Origin of the sequence: Thioalkalivibrio sp. ALE10, from assembly GCF_000381385.1 — a bacterium.
GTDB lineage: Bacteria > Pseudomonadota > Gammaproteobacteria > Ectothiorhodospirales > Ectothiorhodospiraceae > Thioalkalivibrio.
The window spans coordinates 15863-32630 of sequence record NZ_KB906455.1; the positions used below are offsets into that span (position 1 = coordinate 15863).

The 16768-nt window shown below is 69.2% G+C and carries 17 protein-coding genes and 1 pseudogene; 10 read left to right on the top strand and 8 right to left on the bottom strand.

What is annotated here, in order from left to right:
• Positions 1-44 precede the first annotated feature (44 nt).
• Both tpx and gcvPB read left to right on the top strand, forming a co-directional pair.
• Positions 45-572, top strand: a complete 528-nt coding sequence (gene tpx, locus F788_RS0110290) for a thiol peroxidase (protein WP_019590102.1) — start codon at positions 45-47, stop codon at positions 570-572.
• An 83-nt stretch (positions 573-655) separates the two neighbouring features.
• Positions 656-2167, top strand: a complete 1512-nt coding sequence (gcvPB, locus tag F788_RS0110295; protein ID WP_019590103.1) for an aminomethyl-transferring glycine dehydrogenase subunit GcvPB — start codon at positions 656-658, stop codon at positions 2165-2167.
• Positions 2168-2666: 499 nt separating this feature from the next.
• On the opposite strand, the gene F788_RS0110300 is transcribed toward gcvPB, so the two are convergent.
• Positions 2667-3899 carry a zinc ABC transporter substrate-binding protein gene (locus F788_RS0110300; protein WP_019590104.1) on the bottom strand — a complete coding sequence of 411 codons (1233 nt, stop codon included), beginning with the start codon at positions 3897-3899 and terminating at the stop codon, positions 2667-2669.
• A 25-nt stretch (positions 3900-3924) separates the two neighbouring features.
• Between F788_RS0110300 and F788_RS0110305 the strand changes: the two genes are divergently transcribed.
• Complete coding sequence (locus F788_RS0110305; protein ID WP_019590105.1) at positions 3925-4815, top strand: ATP-binding cassette domain-containing protein; 891 nt, start codon at positions 3925-3927, stop codon at positions 4813-4815.
• Entirely contained in the window at positions 4815-5639 is an 825-nt protein-coding gene (gene znuB, locus F788_RS0110310; RefSeq protein WP_018870875.1) for a zinc ABC transporter permease subunit ZnuB, read from the top strand. The genes F788_RS0110305 and znuB overlap by 1 nt, the downstream gene beginning before the upstream one ends.
• A gap of 6 nt (positions 5640-5645) precedes the next feature.
• Here znuB and F788_RS0110315 read toward each other — a convergent pair whose 3' ends face one another.
• From F788_RS0110315 to lgt, 4 genes are read right to left on the bottom strand one after another with little or no spacing between them, the layout of a single operon-like run.
• Positions 5646-6152 (bottom strand): dihydrofolate reductase, encoded by a 507-nt coding sequence (locus F788_RS0110315; protein WP_019021119.1) that lies wholly within the window; start codon positions 6150-6152, stop codon positions 5646-5648.
• Positions 6142-6360, bottom strand: a complete 219-nt coding sequence (locus F788_RS0110320; RefSeq protein WP_018870877.1) for a type II toxin-antitoxin system HicB family antitoxin — start codon at positions 6358-6360, stop codon at positions 6142-6144. Before F788_RS0110320 ends, F788_RS0110315 begins: the two co-directional genes overlap by 11 nt.
• Positions 6361-6402: 42 nt before the next feature.
• Positions 6403-7236: a thymidylate synthase gene (locus F788_RS0110325; RefSeq protein WP_019590106.1), complete on the bottom strand. Its 834-nt coding sequence runs from the start codon at positions 7234-7236 to the stop codon at positions 6403-6405.
• Between the two features lie 9 nt (positions 7237-7245).
• Positions 7246-8064: a prolipoprotein diacylglyceryl transferase gene (lgt, locus tag F788_RS0110330; protein WP_019590107.1), complete on the bottom strand. Its 819-nt coding sequence runs from the start codon at positions 8062-8064 to the stop codon at positions 7246-7248.
• 115 nt (positions 8065-8179) lie between these two features.
• Between lgt and F788_RS0110335 the strand changes: the two genes are divergently transcribed.
• The 6 genes and pseudogenes from F788_RS0110335 to F788_RS0110360 all read left to right on the top strand — a co-directional run bounded on the left by F788_RS0110335 (position 8180) and on the right by F788_RS0110360 (position 14439).
• Complete coding sequence (locus F788_RS0110335) at positions 8180-10213, top strand: thioredoxin domain-containing protein (RefSeq protein ID WP_019590108.1); 2034 nt, start codon at positions 8180-8182, stop codon at positions 10211-10213.
• Positions 10214-10309: 96 nt separating this feature from the next.
• Complete coding sequence (locus F788_RS0110340) at positions 10310-10723, top strand: rhodanese-like domain-containing protein (RefSeq protein ID WP_018946260.1); 414 nt, start codon at positions 10310-10312, stop codon at positions 10721-10723.
• Positions 10724-10846: 123 nt separating this feature from the next.
• Complete coding sequence (locus F788_RS0110345; protein WP_019590109.1) at positions 10847-11680, top strand: GNAT family N-acetyltransferase; 834 nt, start codon at positions 10847-10849, stop codon at positions 11678-11680.
• Positions 11681-11682: 2 nt separating this feature from the next.
• Positions 11683-12966 (top strand): glycosyltransferase family 1 protein, encoded by a 1284-nt coding sequence (locus tag F788_RS0110350; protein ID WP_019590110.1) that lies wholly within the window; start codon positions 11683-11685, stop codon positions 12964-12966.
• Positions 12941-13479, top strand: a pseudogene (locus F788_RS13415) (phosphatase PAP2 family protein). Before F788_RS0110350 ends, F788_RS13415 begins: the two are co-directional and overlap by 26 nt.
• Positions 13480-13701: 222 nt before the next feature.
• The gene (locus tag F788_RS0110360) at positions 13702-14439 is read left to right on the top strand and encodes a 1-acyl-sn-glycerol-3-phosphate acyltransferase (protein ID WP_026332765.1); all 738 of its coding nucleotides are present in this window, start codon (positions 13702-13704) and stop codon (positions 14437-14439) included.
• 20 nt (positions 14440-14459) lie between these two features.
• Here F788_RS0110360 and F788_RS0110365 read toward each other — a convergent pair whose 3' ends face one another.
• Genes F788_RS0110365 through F788_RS0110375 form a run of 3 tightly spaced genes read right to left on the bottom strand, consistent with a single transcriptional unit; the run spans position 14460 to position 16691 of the window.
• Positions 14460-15296, bottom strand: coding sequence for a symmetrical bis(5'-nucleosyl)-tetraphosphatase (locus F788_RS0110365; protein WP_019590112.1), 837 nt, complete (start codon positions 15294-15296; stop codon positions 14460-14462).
• 7 nt (positions 15297-15303) lie between these two features.
• Entirely contained in the window at positions 15304-15687 is a 384-nt protein-coding gene (gene apaG, locus F788_RS0110370) for a Co2+/Mg2+ efflux protein ApaG (RefSeq protein ID WP_018870887.1), read from the bottom strand.
• Positions 15684-16691 carry a glucokinase gene (locus F788_RS0110375; protein ID WP_019590113.1) on the bottom strand — a complete coding sequence of 336 codons (1008 nt, stop codon included), beginning with the start codon at positions 16689-16691 and terminating at the stop codon, positions 15684-15686. Before F788_RS0110375 ends, apaG begins: the two co-directional genes overlap by 4 nt.
• Between the last annotated feature and the right edge of the window lie 77 nt (positions 16692-16768).

Consider the following 16768-nt stretch of genomic DNA (forward strand, 5'->3'; position numbering starts at 1 on the left):
CACTCCACGCGACGTGCCATACCCCAACCGCCGAGGAGGCTGACATGGCCGAGACCAAGCTAGAGGGCAACACGATCCACACCAACGGCGACCTGCCCCACGTGGGTTCGCCGGCTCCGGACTTCACGCTGACGGGCAAGGACCTGAACGATGTCTCGCTCGCCGATTTCGGCGACAAGCGCAAGATGATCTACATCGTGCCCAGTCTCGACACGCCGGTGTGTGCCGAGTCGACCAAGAAGATCAACCAGTTCGTCGAACAGCGCCCCGACGTGCATGCACTCATCGTCTCCGCCGATCTGCCCTTCGCGATGGACCGTTTCTGCTCCGTGGAGGGGCTGGAACGCGTCACGGTGCTGTCGATGATGCGCGATCGCAATTTCGCCAAGGACTACGGCGTGCTGATCCAGGACGGACCTCTGGCCGGGATCACCGCCCGCGCGATGCTGGTGCTGGATGCCGACAATCTGGTGATGCATGCCCAGCTGGTCCCCGAGATCGGCGACGAACCCGACTACGACGCGGTCTTCGCCGCGCTGGACGACCGGGCGACGCTGAGCCCCACCCAGTAACGCGACAGGCCTCCGGCGGGCCCCGCGCGGTGCAGATCCGCCGGGGCCCGCCGTCTACCCGAATACCGAAGCGAGAAACCGCCATGAACACCACGGAAACCAAGCTGATCTTCGAACATTCCCACGCCGGTCGCTCCGCCGTGGCCCAGGCGCCGCAGGAACACGCGGCCACGGCCATCCCCGCGAACCTGCGGCGGAAGTCGGCGCCCGGCCTGCCGGCCGCCTCGGAGCTGGACGTGGTGCGTCACTACACGCGGCTGTCGCAGAAGAATTTCTCCATCGACACCGAGTTCTATCCGCTGGGCTCGTGCACGATGAAATACAACCCGCGCGCCTGTAACAGCCTGGCGATGCTGCCCGGGTTCCTGAACCGCCATCCGCTGGCCCCGGCCAGCCACAGCCAGGGCTTCCTGCAGACCATGTACGAGCTGCAGGAGATGCTGCGCGAGGTCACCGGCATGCAGGGCGTGTCGCTGGCGCCGATGGCGGGCGCGCAGGGCGAGTTCACCGGCGTGGCCATGATCCGCGCCTACCACGATGCTCGGGGCGACACCGAGCGCCGCGAGATCATCGTGCCCGACGCCGCGCACGGCACCAACCCGGCCACCGCGATCATGTGCGGCTACGAAGTGCGCGAGATCCCCACCGATGCCAGCGGCGACGTGAATATCGACGCGCTGAAGGAGGCCGTGGGCCCGCAGACCGCCGGGATCATGCTCACCAATCCGTCCACCGTGGGCGTGTTCGAGCGCCGCATCGAGGAGATCGCGAAGATCGTGCACGACGCCGGCGGCCTGCTGTATTACGACGGCGCCAACCTCAACGCCATCCTCGGCAAGGTGCGCCCGGGCGACATGGGCTTCGACGTGATCCACATGAACCTGCACAAGACCTTCTCCACGCCGCACGGCGGGGGCGGTCCGGGCTCCGGCGCGGTGGGCGTGGGCGAGCGGCTGCTGCCGTACATGCCGGTGCCGCACGTGGAAGAGGACGGGCAGGGCGGCTACCGCCTGGCCGACGAGGCCGATCGGCCCGAGACCATCGGCCGGCTGTCGGCGTTCATGGGCAACCCCGGGGTGCTGCTGCGTGCCTATGTGTACATGCGCATGCTGGGTCGCGAGGGCATGGTTCGGGTCGCCGAGTTCGCGACCCTCAACGCCAACTACCTCGCGAGCGAGCTCAGGGCCGCCGGATTTGATCTGGCCTATCCGGAACGCCGCGCGACCCACGAGTTCATCGTCACCCTGAAGAAGCAGGCGAAGGAGACGGGGCTGACCGCCGGCGACGTGGCCAAGCGGCTGCTGGATCACGGCTTCCATGCCCCCACCACCTACTTCCCGCTGCTGGTGCCGGAATGCCTGCTGGTGGAGCCGACCGAAACCGAGGCGAAGGAGACCCTGGACGCCTTCGTCGAGGCGATGGCCTGCATCCTCGCCGAGTCGGCGGACGACATCGACACCATCAAGTCGTCGCCGCACAACCTGCCGAACCGCCGTTTCAACGAAGTGGCGGCGGCCAAGGCGCTCGACCTGGTGTACCAGGAACCGATCGGCGACGCCGCCGGCGCGCAACCGCGCAGCGGCACCCACGGCTGACGCGCCATCCGGGCGGGCCTGCTTTCGGGCCTGCCCGATCCGCCCGCCCAGGGAATTGGTCCGGAGGTTGCCACGTCGCCTTCGGCTCCTCGCAACGACGAGCACGAATTCCCGTCATCGCGAGCAGGCCGGACGAACGAGGACGGCGAGACGGTGATCACCTCGCAACGACGAGCACGAATTCCCGTCATCGCGAGCAGGCCGGACGAACGAGGACGGCGAGACGGTGATCACCTCGCAACGACGAGCACGAATTCCCGTCATCGCGAGTAGGCCGGACGAACGAGGACGGCGAGACGGTGATCACCTCGCAACGACGAGCATGGATTCCTGTCATCGCGAGTCGCGCAGCGACGTGGCGATCTTCGGTCGCAGCCCCTGATCCTGCGTGCAGGCCGCTTCGGCGGATTGCCACGTCGCCTTGCGGCGACTCGCAATGACGGGGGCGATGGCTGCGCGACTCGCGAATGGCTGGGTGAGCGGCCCTGGCGGATGGGGCTTATTCGCGCTTCATGCAGTCGAGGAAGCCGTCGGCCAGGTCGTCCATCAGTTCGAACCAGGCGTCCGGGCCGGGCTGGATGTCGACACCGACCGGGTCCAGTTGACCCAGGCGCGTCGCGTGTCCTTCCACGATGGTCTCGGCCAGCGCCGGGCGGAACTGCGGTTCGGTGAACAGGCAGGTGACATCGTCCGCGGACAGGCGATCACGCAGTTCGCTGATGCGCCGTGCCCCGGGACTGCGGGACGGGTCGACGGTGATGGAGCCGGCTGCGTTCAGGCCGTAATGGGCCTCGAAATACTGGTAGGCGTCGTGGAACACTACGAAGGCCTCGCCGCGCACCGGTTCCAGGCGCTCTTTCAGTTCGGCATCGAACTCGTCGATGCGTTCCAGCATGCGGTCACGGTTGTCTTCCAGGGCGCTGGCCTTGTCGGGGAAATTCTCCCCGAGTCGGTCCGCAAGCTGCGTCACGATCGCCCGGGCGTTGTCGGGCGACAGCCAGATGTGGGCGTCCTGGTGGCCATGCCCGTGCTCCTGGTCATGCCCGTGGTCATGGTCATGGCCGTGGTCGTGGTCATGCCCGTGGTCATGGTCATGGCCGTGGTCGTGGTCATGTCCGTGGTCGTGGTCATGTCCGTGGTCGTGGTCATGTCCGTGGTCGTGGTCATGTCCGTGGTCATGATCATGCCCGTGCTCGTGGTCATGCCCGTGGTCGTGGTCATGTCCGTGGTCGTGGTCATGGCCGTGGTCGTGATCATGCCCGTGCTCATGGTCATGGCCGTGGTCATGCTCTCCGCCATGTCCTTCTTCGCGGGCCTCTTCATGCGCCGCATCATGATCGTGACCGTGGTCGTGCGGTTCCCAGACCCCGCCCGAGCGCGTGGGCAGCAGATCGAGGTCCATGTCCTCCATCAGGGTCACGACCGTGGTACCTTCTCCCCGATTGCGCAGGGGGGATTCGAGGAAGGTCTCCAGGTCGGGCCCGACCCAGACCACCACGTCCGCATTCTGCAGACGCCGGGCTTCGGACGGGCGCATGGAGTAGCCGTGCGGTGAGGCATCCGGCGGCAGCAGGACATCGGCCTCCATTACGTCGTCCACCAGGCCCGCGACCAGGCCGTGGATCGGGAGGATGCTGGAGACCACCCGCGGGTCGTCCGCCTGTGCGGGTACGGCCAGCGTGGCGATGGCAACCAGGGTGCCGGTGAGCAGGGGGAAACGTTTGCGCATCATGACCGGGGCTCCGTCTGGGATCTGGATGTTATACAATACCATCATGTTCGCGAGCGTCCACAACTGGTTACGCGGTCACCGCGCGGGCCGCCATCCGCGGCCGCGCCCGGAGCGGGGTTCCGGGCCGCTGGTGGCGGCCCGCGAGGTGACGGTGGAGCGGGGCGGACGGACGATCCTCGACCGGGTGTCGATGGCGGTGCACGCGGGCGAGGCGGCGATGATCATCGGCCCCAACGGCGCGGGCAAGACCAGCCTGCTGCGTGTGTTGATGGGACTGTGGCAGCCGGACGGCGGCCACGTGGAACGCGCCCCGGATCTGCGGGTCGGTTACATGCCTCAGCGGCTGCAGATCGAACCGGTGCTGCCGCTGTCGGTATATCGTTTTCTGCGCATGCGCCAGCGGCTGCCGCGGCGTGAACTGCTGGCCAAGCTGGAGCGGGTGGGGGTCGGCCACCTCATCGATTCGCCGATCCAGTCGCTGTCCGGCGGCGAGACCCAGCGGGTGCTGCTGGCGCGGGCATTGCTGGGCGAGCCCGATCTGCTGGTGCTGGACGAACCGGCCCAGGGGGTCGACGTGGTGGGGCAGGGCGATGTGTTCGCGATGCTGGACGACATCCGCCGCGAGTCCGGCTGCGGGGTGCTGATCGTCTCGCACGACCTGCATTTCGTGATGGCCGGTGCCGAGACGGTGATCTGCCTGAACCAGCATGTCTGCTGCACCGGAAACCCCGAGGAAGTCTCGCGCCATCCGGAATACCGGCGCCTGTTCCCCAGCGTGGATCTGCGGGGTCTGGCGGTCTACACCCACGATCACAATCACGTGCACGGCCTGCACGGCGAGGTGCGCCCGCTGGATGGAGAGGGCACGGACACCTCCTGCAACGATCCGCAACACGGTCCGGGGTGCCGTCACTGATGGACATCGCCGGCTGGCTGGACGACTTCCTGGTGCGCGCCGTGCTGGCGGGCCTGATGGTGGCGGTGGTCGCGGGGCCGCTGGGCGCCTTCGTGGTGTGGCGGCGCATGGCCTATTTCGGCGACACGGTGTCGCACTCGGCACTGCTGGGGGTGGCCCTGGGCTTTCTGCTGGGGCTGAATCTCAACCTGATGGTGACGCTGGTGTGCATCGCCATCGCGGTGCTCCTGGTGATCCTGCAGCGCTATCAGGAGCTGGGCTCGGACACCCTGCTGGGGATCCTCGCCCACAGCGCGCTGTCGCTGGGGATCGTGGCCGTGGCCTTCGTCGAGGGGCTGCGGGTGGACCTGATGGCCTATCTGTTCGGCGACATCCTCGCGGTGGGGCGTGACGACCTGCTCGCGATCGCCATCGGCGGGCTGATCGCGCTGGTGCTGCTGATCGCGCTCTGGCGGCCTCTGCTGGCGCTGACCGTGCACGAGGAACTGGCGCGGGTGGAGGGCGTGCGGGCCCTGCCGGTGCGCCTGGGCATGATGCTGCTGATCGCGCTGGTGATCGCGGCGGCGATGCAGGTGGTCGGCGTACTGCTGATCACGGCGCTGATGATCATCCCGGCGGCGACCTCGCGACGCTTCGCCCGCACCCCGGAGCAGATGGCGATCCTCGCCGGGGTCCTGGGCATGCTCGCGGTGGGCGCGGGGATCGCGGGGTCGTTCCAGTGGGATACCCCCACCGGGCCGAGCATCGTGGTCGCGGCCCTGCTGGGCTTCATCCTGGTGCAGCTGCTACCCGCGCGGCTGCTGCCGCGCTTCGGCACGCGCTGATCCGGCTCAGCGCCGCTCCAGACGCTCGAAGGTGAACGCGCAGGCGTGCTGCTCGTCGGCCGGGTGGTATTCCGACTCGGTCAGCGTCCATTCTGCGGGATCGATGGCGGGGAAATACGTATCGCCGGGATGGCGTTCGTGCACCCGGGTCAGGTGCAGGACCCCGGTGCGCGGCAGGGCCTCGGCGAACAGCCCGGCCCCGCCGATCACGAACGCCGGACCCGAATCGATATTCGCCAGCGCTTTGTCCAGGTCGGAAAAGACCTCGACGCCCTCGGGCTGCTGCCAGTCGGTCTGCCGGGTCAGGACCAGGTTGCGGCGCTTCGGCAGCGGCCGGCCGATGGATTCGAACGTGCGCCGGCCCATGATCACCGGATGGCCGGCGGTCACCCGCTTGAAGTGCCGCAGGTCGTCCGGCAGCCGCCAAGGCAGGTCGTTGTCGCGCCCGATCACGTGATCCGGGTCCAGCGCCACGATGATATGGATCTCGGGTCCCCGGGCTTCAGGCTGCATCGATTCGCACGGTTTCGCTGGAATGGTGCGGTTCGGGAATCGGCTCGCCTTCGTCATGCAGGGCTTCCAGGTGCATGGTGATCGCCTCGCGAATCGCGGCCATGACTTCCTCGCGGCTGTCACCGGTCGCAATGCAGCCCGGGAGGTCCGGAACATAGGCTCCCCAGCCGCTGTCGCCCTGCTCGATAATGACCGTGTATTGCTTCATGGTCGCCTCCCGGTCCTCAGAACCAATCTAGCGCATGGCGGGCTAGATGGCGATGGGGGCGCGGATGGCGGGGTGGGACTGGTAGTCGCGGACCTCGATGTCCTCGAAGCGGAACGCGAACAGGTCGCGCACCTCCGGGTTCAGGTGCAGCGTGGGCAGCGGCAGCGGCTCGCGTCCCAGCAGGGTGTCGACCTGCTCGGCGTGGTTGGTGTAGAGGTGCGCATCGCCCAGGGTATGGACGAATTCGCCGGGTGCCAGGTCAACCACCTGCGCGATCATGTGGGTCAGCAGGGCATAGCTGGCGATGTTGAAGGGTACGCCGAGGAACACGTCGGCGCTGCGCTGGTACAGCTGGCAGGACAGCCGGCCGTCGGCCACGTAGAACTGGAACAGGGCATGGCAGGGGGCGAGGGCCATAAGGCCGGCGGCCGCGTTCTCTTGCGGGGCACGGGTCTCGTCCGGCAGGTCGGCGACGTTCCATGCGGAGATCACGTGGCGGCGCGAGTGCGGGCGGGTGCGAAGGTTGCCCAGCAGCTCCGTCAGCTGATCGTGGGTGCCTCCGTCGGGCAGCGGCCAGGAACGCCACTGGGCGCCGTAGATCGGGCCCAGTTCACCGCTCTCGGTGGCCCATTCATCCCAGATGGTCACCTTGTTGTCGCGCAGGTAGCCCACGTTGGTGTCCCCCGCGAGGAACCAAAGCAGCTCGTGGATGACCGAGCGCAGATGGGTCTTCTTGGTGGTGACCAGGGGGAAGCCCTGCGCCAGATCGAAGCGCATCTGGTAGCCGAACACCGAGCGCGTGCCGGTGCCGGTGCGGTCCGGGCGGTCGCTGCCGTGGTCGCGGATGTGGCGGACGAGGTCCAGATATTGCCGCATGCTGCGTCCTCAGGGCTTGTCGGAGGTGTCCGGGCGGGGTTCGGGCAGGGGGTTGCGGCGCGACCAGACGATCAGGCCGAGGCCGAACAGGATCACCGGCAGCGACAGGACCTGCCCCATGGTGACCCAGCCGAAGGCGAGATAGCCGATGTGCGCGTCCGGTTCGCGCACGAACTCCACCACGAAGCGGAACGCGCCGTACAGGGTCAGGAACAGGCCCGAGACCAGACCGGTCCGCCGCGGCTGGCGCGACACCAGCCACAGCACCACGAACAGCACCACGCCTTCGAGAAAGGCCTGGTAGAGCTGCGAGGGATGCCGGGGTACGTAGTCGGCCGCGGGGAAGACCATCGCCCACGGCAGGTCGGTGGGCTTGCCCCACAGCTCGCCGTTGATCCAGTTGCCCACGCGCCCGGCGCCCAGACCGATGGGGATCAGCGGGGCGATGAAATCGGTCAGGCGGAAGAACGGCTGGTGCAGATGCCGGGCGTACAGCCAGGCGGTGACCAGCACGCCGATCAGCCCGCCGTGGAAGGACATGCCGCCCTCCCACAGCCGGATCAGGCTCAGCGGGTCGGCCAGCACGCCGTCGAAGTTGTAGAACAGCGCGTAGCCCAGGCGCCCGCCGATGATCACGCCGATCGCGCCCCAGAACAGCAGGTCGCCGACCTGGCGTGGCTCCAGCGGATCCCAGTTGCGCGCGCGCGCGCGCCAGACCCCCAGCCCCCAGAAGGCCAGGAATCCGATGACGTACATCAGCCCGTACCAGTGGATGCTGACCGGGCCCAGGGAGAGTGCGACCGGATCGATAAACGGGTGAACAGGCATGGGCGCTTGCGGTGGCCGAAACAGCCGCACATCCTACCGGTCCTGCAAGGCATTCGCACGCATCGGGACCGTCTTCGTCCCGACTTTCGCCACCCACGTTTCCAGGGAGGTCGCCATGAACCGTCTCGCCGGCGCCAGCAGCCCGTATCTGCAACAGCACGCGGACAATCCGGTCGACTGGTATCCGTGGGGCGAGGAGGCCCTGGAGCGGGCGCGGACCGAGGACAAGCCGATCCTGCTGTCGATCGGGTACTCCGCCTGCCACTGGTGCCACGTGATGGCGCATGAATCCTTCGAGGATCCGGCGACCGCGGAGGTGATGAACCGGCGCTACGTGAACATCAAGGTGGATCGCGAGGAGCGGCCCGATCTCGATCGCATCTACCAGAACGCGCACATGCTGCTGGCGCAGCGCCCGGGCGGCTGGCCGCTGACGGTGTTCCTGACGCCGGACCAGGTGCCGTTCTTCGCCGGGACCTACTTCCCGAGCACCCCGCGGCACGGGCTGCCGTCGTTCGTGGATCTGCTCAACCGCGTGGCCGATTTCCTCTCCGAACATCCGGAGGAGATCCGGCGCCAGAACGATTCCCTGCAGCAGGCGCTCACGCGGATCTACAACCCCGAGGGCGGCAGCATCCCGGCGCTGAGCGTGGTGGACAAGGCCCGCGCGGAACTGGCGCAGAGCTTCGACGCGGAGCATGGCGGTTTCGGCGATGCGCCCAAGTTCCCCCATCCGGCCTCGCTCGACTGGCTGGCCTGGCATGCGGCCCGCCACGGCGACGGCGAGTCCCGCCGCATGCTGGATGCGACCCTGGACGCGATGGCCGCCGGCGGACTGTTCGACCAGGTCGGCGGCGGGTTCTGTCGCTACTCGGTGGACACCCGCTGGATGATCCCGCATTTCGAGAAGATGCTGTACGACAACGGGCCGCTGCTGGGGCTGTACGCCGAACGCGCGGCGCGCGGCGACATCCGTTCGCGCCGGGTCGCGGAGCAGACGGTGGCCTGGCTCGAGCGCGAGATGCGGGATGCCAGCGGCGCCTTCTGTTCCAGCCTGGACGCCGATTCCGAAGGCGAGGAAGGGCGCTTCTACGTCTGGGATCCGGAGACCGTGGAGGCGCTGCTGCCGGCCGAGGAATGGGCGGTTGCCGCACGCGTGTGGGGTCTGCAGGGGCCGCCCAACTTCGAGGGCCGCTGGCACCTGCACGAAGTGGTGCCGCCGGACACCGTCGCGGATGCCCTGGGGATCTCCCCGGAGGAGGCCGCGTCCCGCCTGAACCAGGCGCGCGAGCGGCTGCTGGAGGCGCGTGAACAGCGCGTGCGCCCGCATCGCGACGACAAGCTGCTGGCCGGATGGAACGCGCTGATGATCACCGGCCTGGCGCGCGCCGCCCGCGCGCTGGATCGCCCCGACTGGCTGGTGCTGGCACAGGACGCAATGGCGGCGGTGCGGCGCCTGCACTGGCACGACGGGCGCCTGTACGCCAGCTATCGCGAGGGGGCGACCTCGGCCATGCCGCGCGCCTGCCTCGACGACTATGCCGCGCTGCTGGAGGCGACCCTGGCGCTGCTGGAGACTGAATGGGACAGCGAGCTTCTGGACTGGGCCGTGACCCTGGCCGGGGCCCTGATGGAGGATTTCCACGATGATGCCAGCGGCGGCTTTTTCTACACCGCGCGCGACCACGAGGCCCTGATCCAGCGGCCCAAGGTGTATTCCGACGATGCCATGGCCGCGGGCAACGGGATCGCCGCGCAGTGCCTGATCCGGCTGGGGCACCTGCTGGCCGAACCGCGCTATCTGGAGGCGGCCGAGGGTGTGCTGGCCAACGCCGGGCCGATGATCGAGCAGGCGCCGATGGGCCACATGAGCCTGCTGGTGGCGCTGGACATGCATTATCACGCCCCGCCGCTGGTGATCCTGCGCGGGCAGGGCGAGGTGCTGGCCGACGCGCGCCGGACGATCGCTGCCGCCGATGGCGCGGCGCGGGTCTTCCCCGTGCCCGACGATGCCCGCGATCTGCCCGACGCCCTGGCCGGCAAGGCGCCGCGCGAGGGCGGACCGCGCGCCTGGCTGTGCCGCGGGCTGCACTGCGAACCGCCGGTGGACGACCCCGCGACGCTGGCGGAGCGCCTGGCGGTGGAGTGAGCGGAGCTCGCTTGAAATCGGCCGCAAAGCCCGCAGACTGTCAGGATTGTCCATTTATCCCGAAACCCAAACGAACCCGAAGAAAAGGAATGCCCCATGAGCGAAAAGCTGATGAAGGACTTCGTCGCCGCGGCGCGCGAAAACATCCGCGAGATCTCCCCGGAAGAGCTGCACGAGGCGCGGCAGAAGGGCGAGGACTGGACCCTCGTCGACGTGCGCGAACCTTATGAATACGAACGCGCCCACGTGCCGGATTCGCTGCTGATCCCGCGCGGCCTGCTGGAAGGCGCCGCCGACCCCAATACCCCGCATCGCATCGAGGCGCTGTACTCCGCGCGCGAGAAGCCCGTGGCCATCATCTGCGCCACCGGCGGGCGCGCTGCCCTGTCGGTCCTGCGCCTGCAGGAGATGGGCTTCAGCAACGTGGTCAACGTCGCCGGCGGCATGAAGTCCTGGGAAGGCGAGGACCTGCCGGTCGAATCCGGCGCCTACACCGGTCAGCTGCCGTAGGCCGGGCCCGGCACCGTTTCCGGTATTCCATCGGGAGCGGTCACCAAAGCGTCATGCCCCGTTCAACGGGGTGCAAGAGTGCGGCCGTAATCTCCCCGGGCATGACCCGTGGAGATTGCCGCCATGCCCCACCCGAATCCTCCCGCCCCTCAGTTCGCCGATCGCACGCCGTCATCGTATGAGTGGCGCATTGCCAGCGGCCGCGAGGACCTGCGCGCGGCGCAGCGTCTGCGCTTTCGTGTCGGGGCCGCGCGGCGCGGAGGCTCGCTGTCACCGCGACTGGACGGGCTCGATCGTGACCCGCTGGATGGCCACGCTCACCACCTGCTGGTGTATGCCCGCGGGAGTCGCCTGCCAGTGGCCTGTGCCCGGCTGCTGCCGGAAGAGGGTGCCCTGGCGGGCGGTGGTTTCCCGTCCCTGGAATCGTTCGACCTGGGACCCCTGGTCACCCTGCCCGGACGCGGGGCGGAACTCGACCGCCTGCGCATTCTGCCCGCGCACGCTGGCCAGCCGGCTGCGTTCGAGGCGCTGTGGCGCGGCGTCGTTTATCTGCTTCAACGTCTCGACTGCCGGTATCTGATCGCCCGGGATCGTATCCCGGTGGCGAGTTCGATTCCACCGGCGCTTGCGTGGCTGCGTGCTTTTCGGCGTGTACCCTCCCGGCAGCGTGTGGCTCCGCGCAGTGCGCTGCCCAATGCCCTGACCATCTGGCACGGGATGCCCTCCCCCGACGGGCTGCCGCCGTCCAGCCGTGCCTGGCTGGACCTCGGAGCGCGGGTGGCCGGCGAGCCCGCGCATGACACGCGGCGCAATGCGGCCTGTCTGCTCATGCTGCTGCAGCTTCGCGACGTGCCGGAACGCTATCGGATACGGACCCCGTACATTCCCGACGCGGCGCCCTCCGACGACATGTCATCGGGTGTCGGCAACGGCGGTTCCGCCGCCCGGGAGCTCTGATCATGACCGCGGTCATGACATCCCGCATTCCCGCCGCGGCGTCCTCGGGGGTGCAGGCAGCCCGCGGGGAGCCGCAGTTTCCGAAGGTCGCCGTTGTGACCGAGACCTGGCCCCCGGAGATCAACGGCGTGGCCCTTACGCTGTCGCGACTGGTGAACGGCCTGCGCGAGACGGGATATGCGGTTGAAGTGGTGCGCCCGCGGCAGGCCGGCGACCGCCCGCTCTCAGGGACCTCCGGGCCCGCGGCCGAGGAACACACGGTTCCAGGCGTGCCGCTGCCCGGCTATCCGGGCCTGCGTGCGGGGCTGCCGGTGCGCCGTCGTTTGCTCCGTCACTGGAAACGTGCGCGCCCGGGGGTGGTTCACATTGCTACCGAGGGTCCCCTGGGACACGCGGCGCTCAGCGCTGCGCGCCGACTCGGGATTCCCGTCAGTTCGGCTTTCCATACGCGTTTCGACGGATACATGGGTTATTACGGAATGGCCTGGGCCCGTCCCCTGGCGCTGGCTTTCCTGCGCCGCTTCCACAACCGCTGCGATTGCACCCTGGTACCCACTCGCGCGCTCGCGTCGGAACTGGAGTCATCCGGTTTCCGCGGTATCCGGGTGCTGGAACGGGGCGTCGATACCGGGCTGTTCAGTCCCGCTCGCCGTTCATGGCCCCTGCGCGACGAGTGGGAGGGCGGCGTGGATGTGCCGGTGCTGATCAGTGTCGGGCGGCTGGCCCCGGAAAAGGCGCCCGAAGACGTGATTCGGGCCTGGGAGGCGGTGCGTGCCCGCCTGCCGCGCGCGCGTCTGGTGATGGTGGGGGATGGCCCTTCACGCGCGGCGCTCGAGGCCCGTCATCCGGAAGTGATCTTTACCGGCATGCGGACCGGCGCCGATCTGGCCGCGCATTACGCCAGCGCGGATCTGTTCGTCTTCGCCTCACGTTCGGAAACCTTCGGCAATGTGGTGATCGAGGCCATGGCCAGCGGGCTTCCGGTGCTTGCCTTCGACGAAGCCGCTGCGCGCGAGCACCTGCGCGAGGGTGAAAACGGCGTGCGGGTCCCGCTCAGTGGAAACCCGGCGGACGACAGCGAGGCCTTCGCCGCGGCTGCCCTGGATCTGGCGGAGCGCCGACGCCGCGACCGCCTCGCATGGCGGGTGATGGGGCAGGCCGCGCGGCAGCGGGCCGAAGGCCTGGACTGGGAACGGATCGTCGGCCGCTTTGGCGCTCGCCTGACGGAGCTCGGCCGGATCGGAGGCGGGGAGGGTCAGCATGCGTCTGCTGCAACGGGTCGATAATCTGGATGAAAGGGTTTGCCGGCGTTTCAACCGGATCGCGCGAAAGCCGGCCATCGGGCGTTTGTTCGGGGGGTATCGCGTCTGGGCGACGGGGTCGCCTGGTACGCCATCATGCTCTCGCTTCCGCTGATCCACGGGGCCTGGGCCTGGGTGGTCAGCGTGCACATGATGGCCGTGGGTCTGGTGTCCATGCCCCTTTATCGCGTGCTCAAGCAGGGTGCCGGCCGTCCGCGTCCCTGTCAGCGGCACGGCGACCTGCTGCACAGCATTTCTCCGCTGGATGAGTTCAGTTTTCCTTCCGGACACACCATGCACGCGGTGGGCTTCACTGTCGTGCTGGTGGCCTGGCTTCCGATCTGGGCCTGGCTGGTGGTGCCATTCGCTGCCCTGGTGGCGATGTCGCGGCTGGTTCTTGCCCTCCATTATCCATCCGATGTCGCCGTCGGGGCCCTCATCGGCGCGTTGATTGCCGGCGGCAGCCTTCTGCTTGCCGCACCACTGCTCCCTGCCTGAAACCTTTACTCTGCCCGCCGGGTCGAGAAGCCGGCCGCCTGGGTGCCGCGCTCCCTGCTGCTCCGTTGCCCCTCGCCGGGGGGAGGAACCCATATTAAACCGCAAGGCCTCCGGCTGCATGGGCGGCGGGTCGTTTACCATGGGCGCCCGCGCCGGGGTACACGCCCGGCAGTGACACGGGGGAGGAGCATGACAGGTACGGCAAGAGGGGTGTTCCGGCTGATCCGGATTCTGGGCCATCTGCTGGTCGGGGTCTGGGTCACCTGGCGGCTGCAGCGACAGGGCGCCGGCCCCGAGGCACATTCGCAGGTGCGGCGCGCCTGGTACCGCAGGGCGCTGCAGCTGGCGGGCGTGTACTGCGAGGTCGCGGGGGAACCACCCCGCGAGGCGTCGCTGGTGGTCGCCAATCATGTGTCCTGGCTGGATATCCCGTTGCTGGGCGCGGCGGTGGACCCCTGTTTCCTGTCCAAGGCCGAGATCGCCCGCTGGCCGATCATTGGCTGGCTGGCGCGACGCCACGGTACGCGCTTCATCCGTCGCGGCGGCCACGAGGCCTCGGCGCACGTGGAGGCGATGCGCGAGGGGCTGGACGCGGGGCGGCATTTCGTGGTGTTTCCGGAAGGTACGACGACCCGGGGACACGGGCTGCGCCGCTTTCATCCGCGGCTGTTCGCCGCGGTCACGGGGACCGCGCATCCGGTGCAGCCGGTGGCGCTGGATTACGAAAGCTACAGCGACGGTACCGTGCCGGTGGCTTTCGCCGGGCATGACCGTCTGGTGCCCAACGTGTGGCGGCTGCTGTGCCGCCCGCGCACGCGGGTGAGCGTGCATGTGCTGGAGCCGCTGGAGGGGCATGATCGCCCGCGCCGCGAGCTCGCCGAGGCGGCGCGTTCGCAGATCGTCGAGGCGCTGGGCGTGCCCGCCGAGCCGGTCGACGATCCCCGCCCCGGGCGGGGCTGACGAGGTCCGTCCGGGGCTTCTCAGGTCCCCGGGCAGGGGACCTGTTCCACCGCAGCGGTCTGCGGCGTGGCACCGTCCAGGCGTGCCAGGCTCATCGCGTTCCCCCACACGCAGCCGCTGTCCAGCGCCAGCCAGTCGGGGCCGCGGCGGTGACCCAGCGCGGCCCAGTGGCCGAACACCACCGGGGTTCCGCGGCTGCGGCGTGCGGGGTGGTCGAACCACGGGACCAGCGTCGCCGGGGCCTCTTCGGGCGGGCCGTTGCTGGCGAACTCCAGCGCGCCGCCGGGACCGGTGCCGACCATGCGCATGCGGGTGAAGCCGTTGATCGCGAAGCGCAGGCGATCGTAGCCCTGAAGGGCCGGATCCCATTGCGCCGGCGTGTCGCCGTACATCACCTCCAGCAGGGCACGACGCCGGCGCGGTTCGCCCAGTTCGGCCTCTACTCGCCGCGCCTCGGCGGCGGCGGTGTCGGTGTCCCATACCGGCGGGATGCCGGCGTGGACCAGCGTCCAGTCGTTGTCGGGGTCGCGATGCAGCAGCGGCTGGCTGGCCACCCATTCCAGGAGCTCCGCGGCATCCGGGGCGTTCAGCACCTCCTGCAGGGTGTCGCGCCGGCCGGGTTCGCGCAGGCCCTCGCTGGCGGCCAGCAGATGCAGGTCGTGGTTGCCGAGCACGGTGGTCGCGGCCGCGCCCAGCGAGCGCACCCGCCGCAGGCAGCCGGCCGAGTCCGGCCCGCGGTTGACCAGGTCCCCGACCAGCCACAGGCGATCGCGGGACGGGTCGAAGCGTACGCGTTCCAGCAGGCGCTCCAGCGGATCCAGGCAGCCCTGCAGGTCGCCGACGGCGTACAGTGCCACGCCGGCCTCAGTGCAGCGTGCGGGGAACGGACAGGGTGAACGGCGGGATGGTGGCCTCGAAGGTGTGCCCCTTCTCGTCGCGCATCTCGTAGCTGCCTTCCATCATGCCCACCGGGGTCTCGATCACCGTGCCGCTGGTGTACTCGAAGGAGTCGCCCGGGGCGATATGGGGCTGCTCGCCGACCACGCCCTCGCCGCGCACTTCCTGGGTCTGGTCGCGCCCGTCGCGGATGATCCAGTGGCGGTTGAGCAGCTGCACGCTGCGCTCGCCGGCGTTGCGGATCACCACGTGGTAGGCGAAGACGTAGCGGTCCTCTTCGGGTTCCGACTGGTCTTCGACATAGGCGCTGGAGACCTCGATCTCGACGGGATTTTCCTGCTGCATGGTCATGGGGCGGATGCTCCGTGGGGGCCGGCCCGGGAAGCGGCGACCGCGGCTCCCAGCAGGCCCGGTTCGGGATGAATGATCAGTTCCACTGGCAGGCGTTCCAGCAGGTCTTCCATCGGCGGGCGTGCACGGAAGGCCTCGCGGAAGGCCGGGGCGAGAAAATGGTCGGCCCAGCGCGGGGCGATGCCGCCGCCGATGAAGACGCCACCGCGCGGCAGCGCGGTCAGCGCCATGTCGGCCAGCTGCCCGGCGTACAGGGTCACGAAGCGGCGCACCACCCGCAGTGCGGCCGGGTTACCGGTGTCCGCCAGCGCGCTGATGGCGGCGGCGGGTTCCGCGGCGGCCAGCGCGCGCCCGAGTTCGGGGTCGTCGCGGCGCTGCAGCTCGAAGCGCCCGATGCGCGCGATGCCGCGGCCGCTGAGCAGGTGTTCGCGAGTGCACAGGCCGGCCTCGGCGGTGACGAAAGCGGCCAGTTCGGTCTCGTCGGCGTCGGTCGGGGAAAAACGCGCGTGGCCACCTTCGCCGGGATGGATCGCCGGCGGGGCATCTGTGCCCGCGGGCGGGGTGACCAGGCAGGTGCCCAGCCCGGTGCCGGCCCCGGTGACCAGCCTCGGTCCCGCGGGATCCGCCTCGCCGTCCTGCAGGATCAGGCGGTCTTCCGGGGTCAGGGCCTCGAGACAGGCGCCCACCGCGGCGAAATCGTTGAGCAGGGCGACCGGCACGCCGGCCACCGCGGCCAGTTCGGCGGTCGCGAGTTCGGGCCAGCGCAGGTTGGTGACCCGGGCGCGCCCGGCGTGCACCGGCCCGGCGACGGCCATGCCCGCGCCGCTGAAGCTCATCCCGGACTGTTCCGGGCGCGCCAGCCAGTCCTCGAGGATTGCACCCAGGCCGGCGTACTCGCGGCTCGCATAGCGGGTGGTCGCGTGCAGTTGCCACGTACCCCGGGCGTATTCGGCCTGCGCCAGGCGGGTGTGGGTCCCGCCGACATCGGCGACGATCAGCTGCATGCGGTCCCTGCCAGTCATGTGCCCATGGTAACGCGAGCGGGGCGTGGAGGGAGAAAAACGGACCCGGCGCGGGGCCG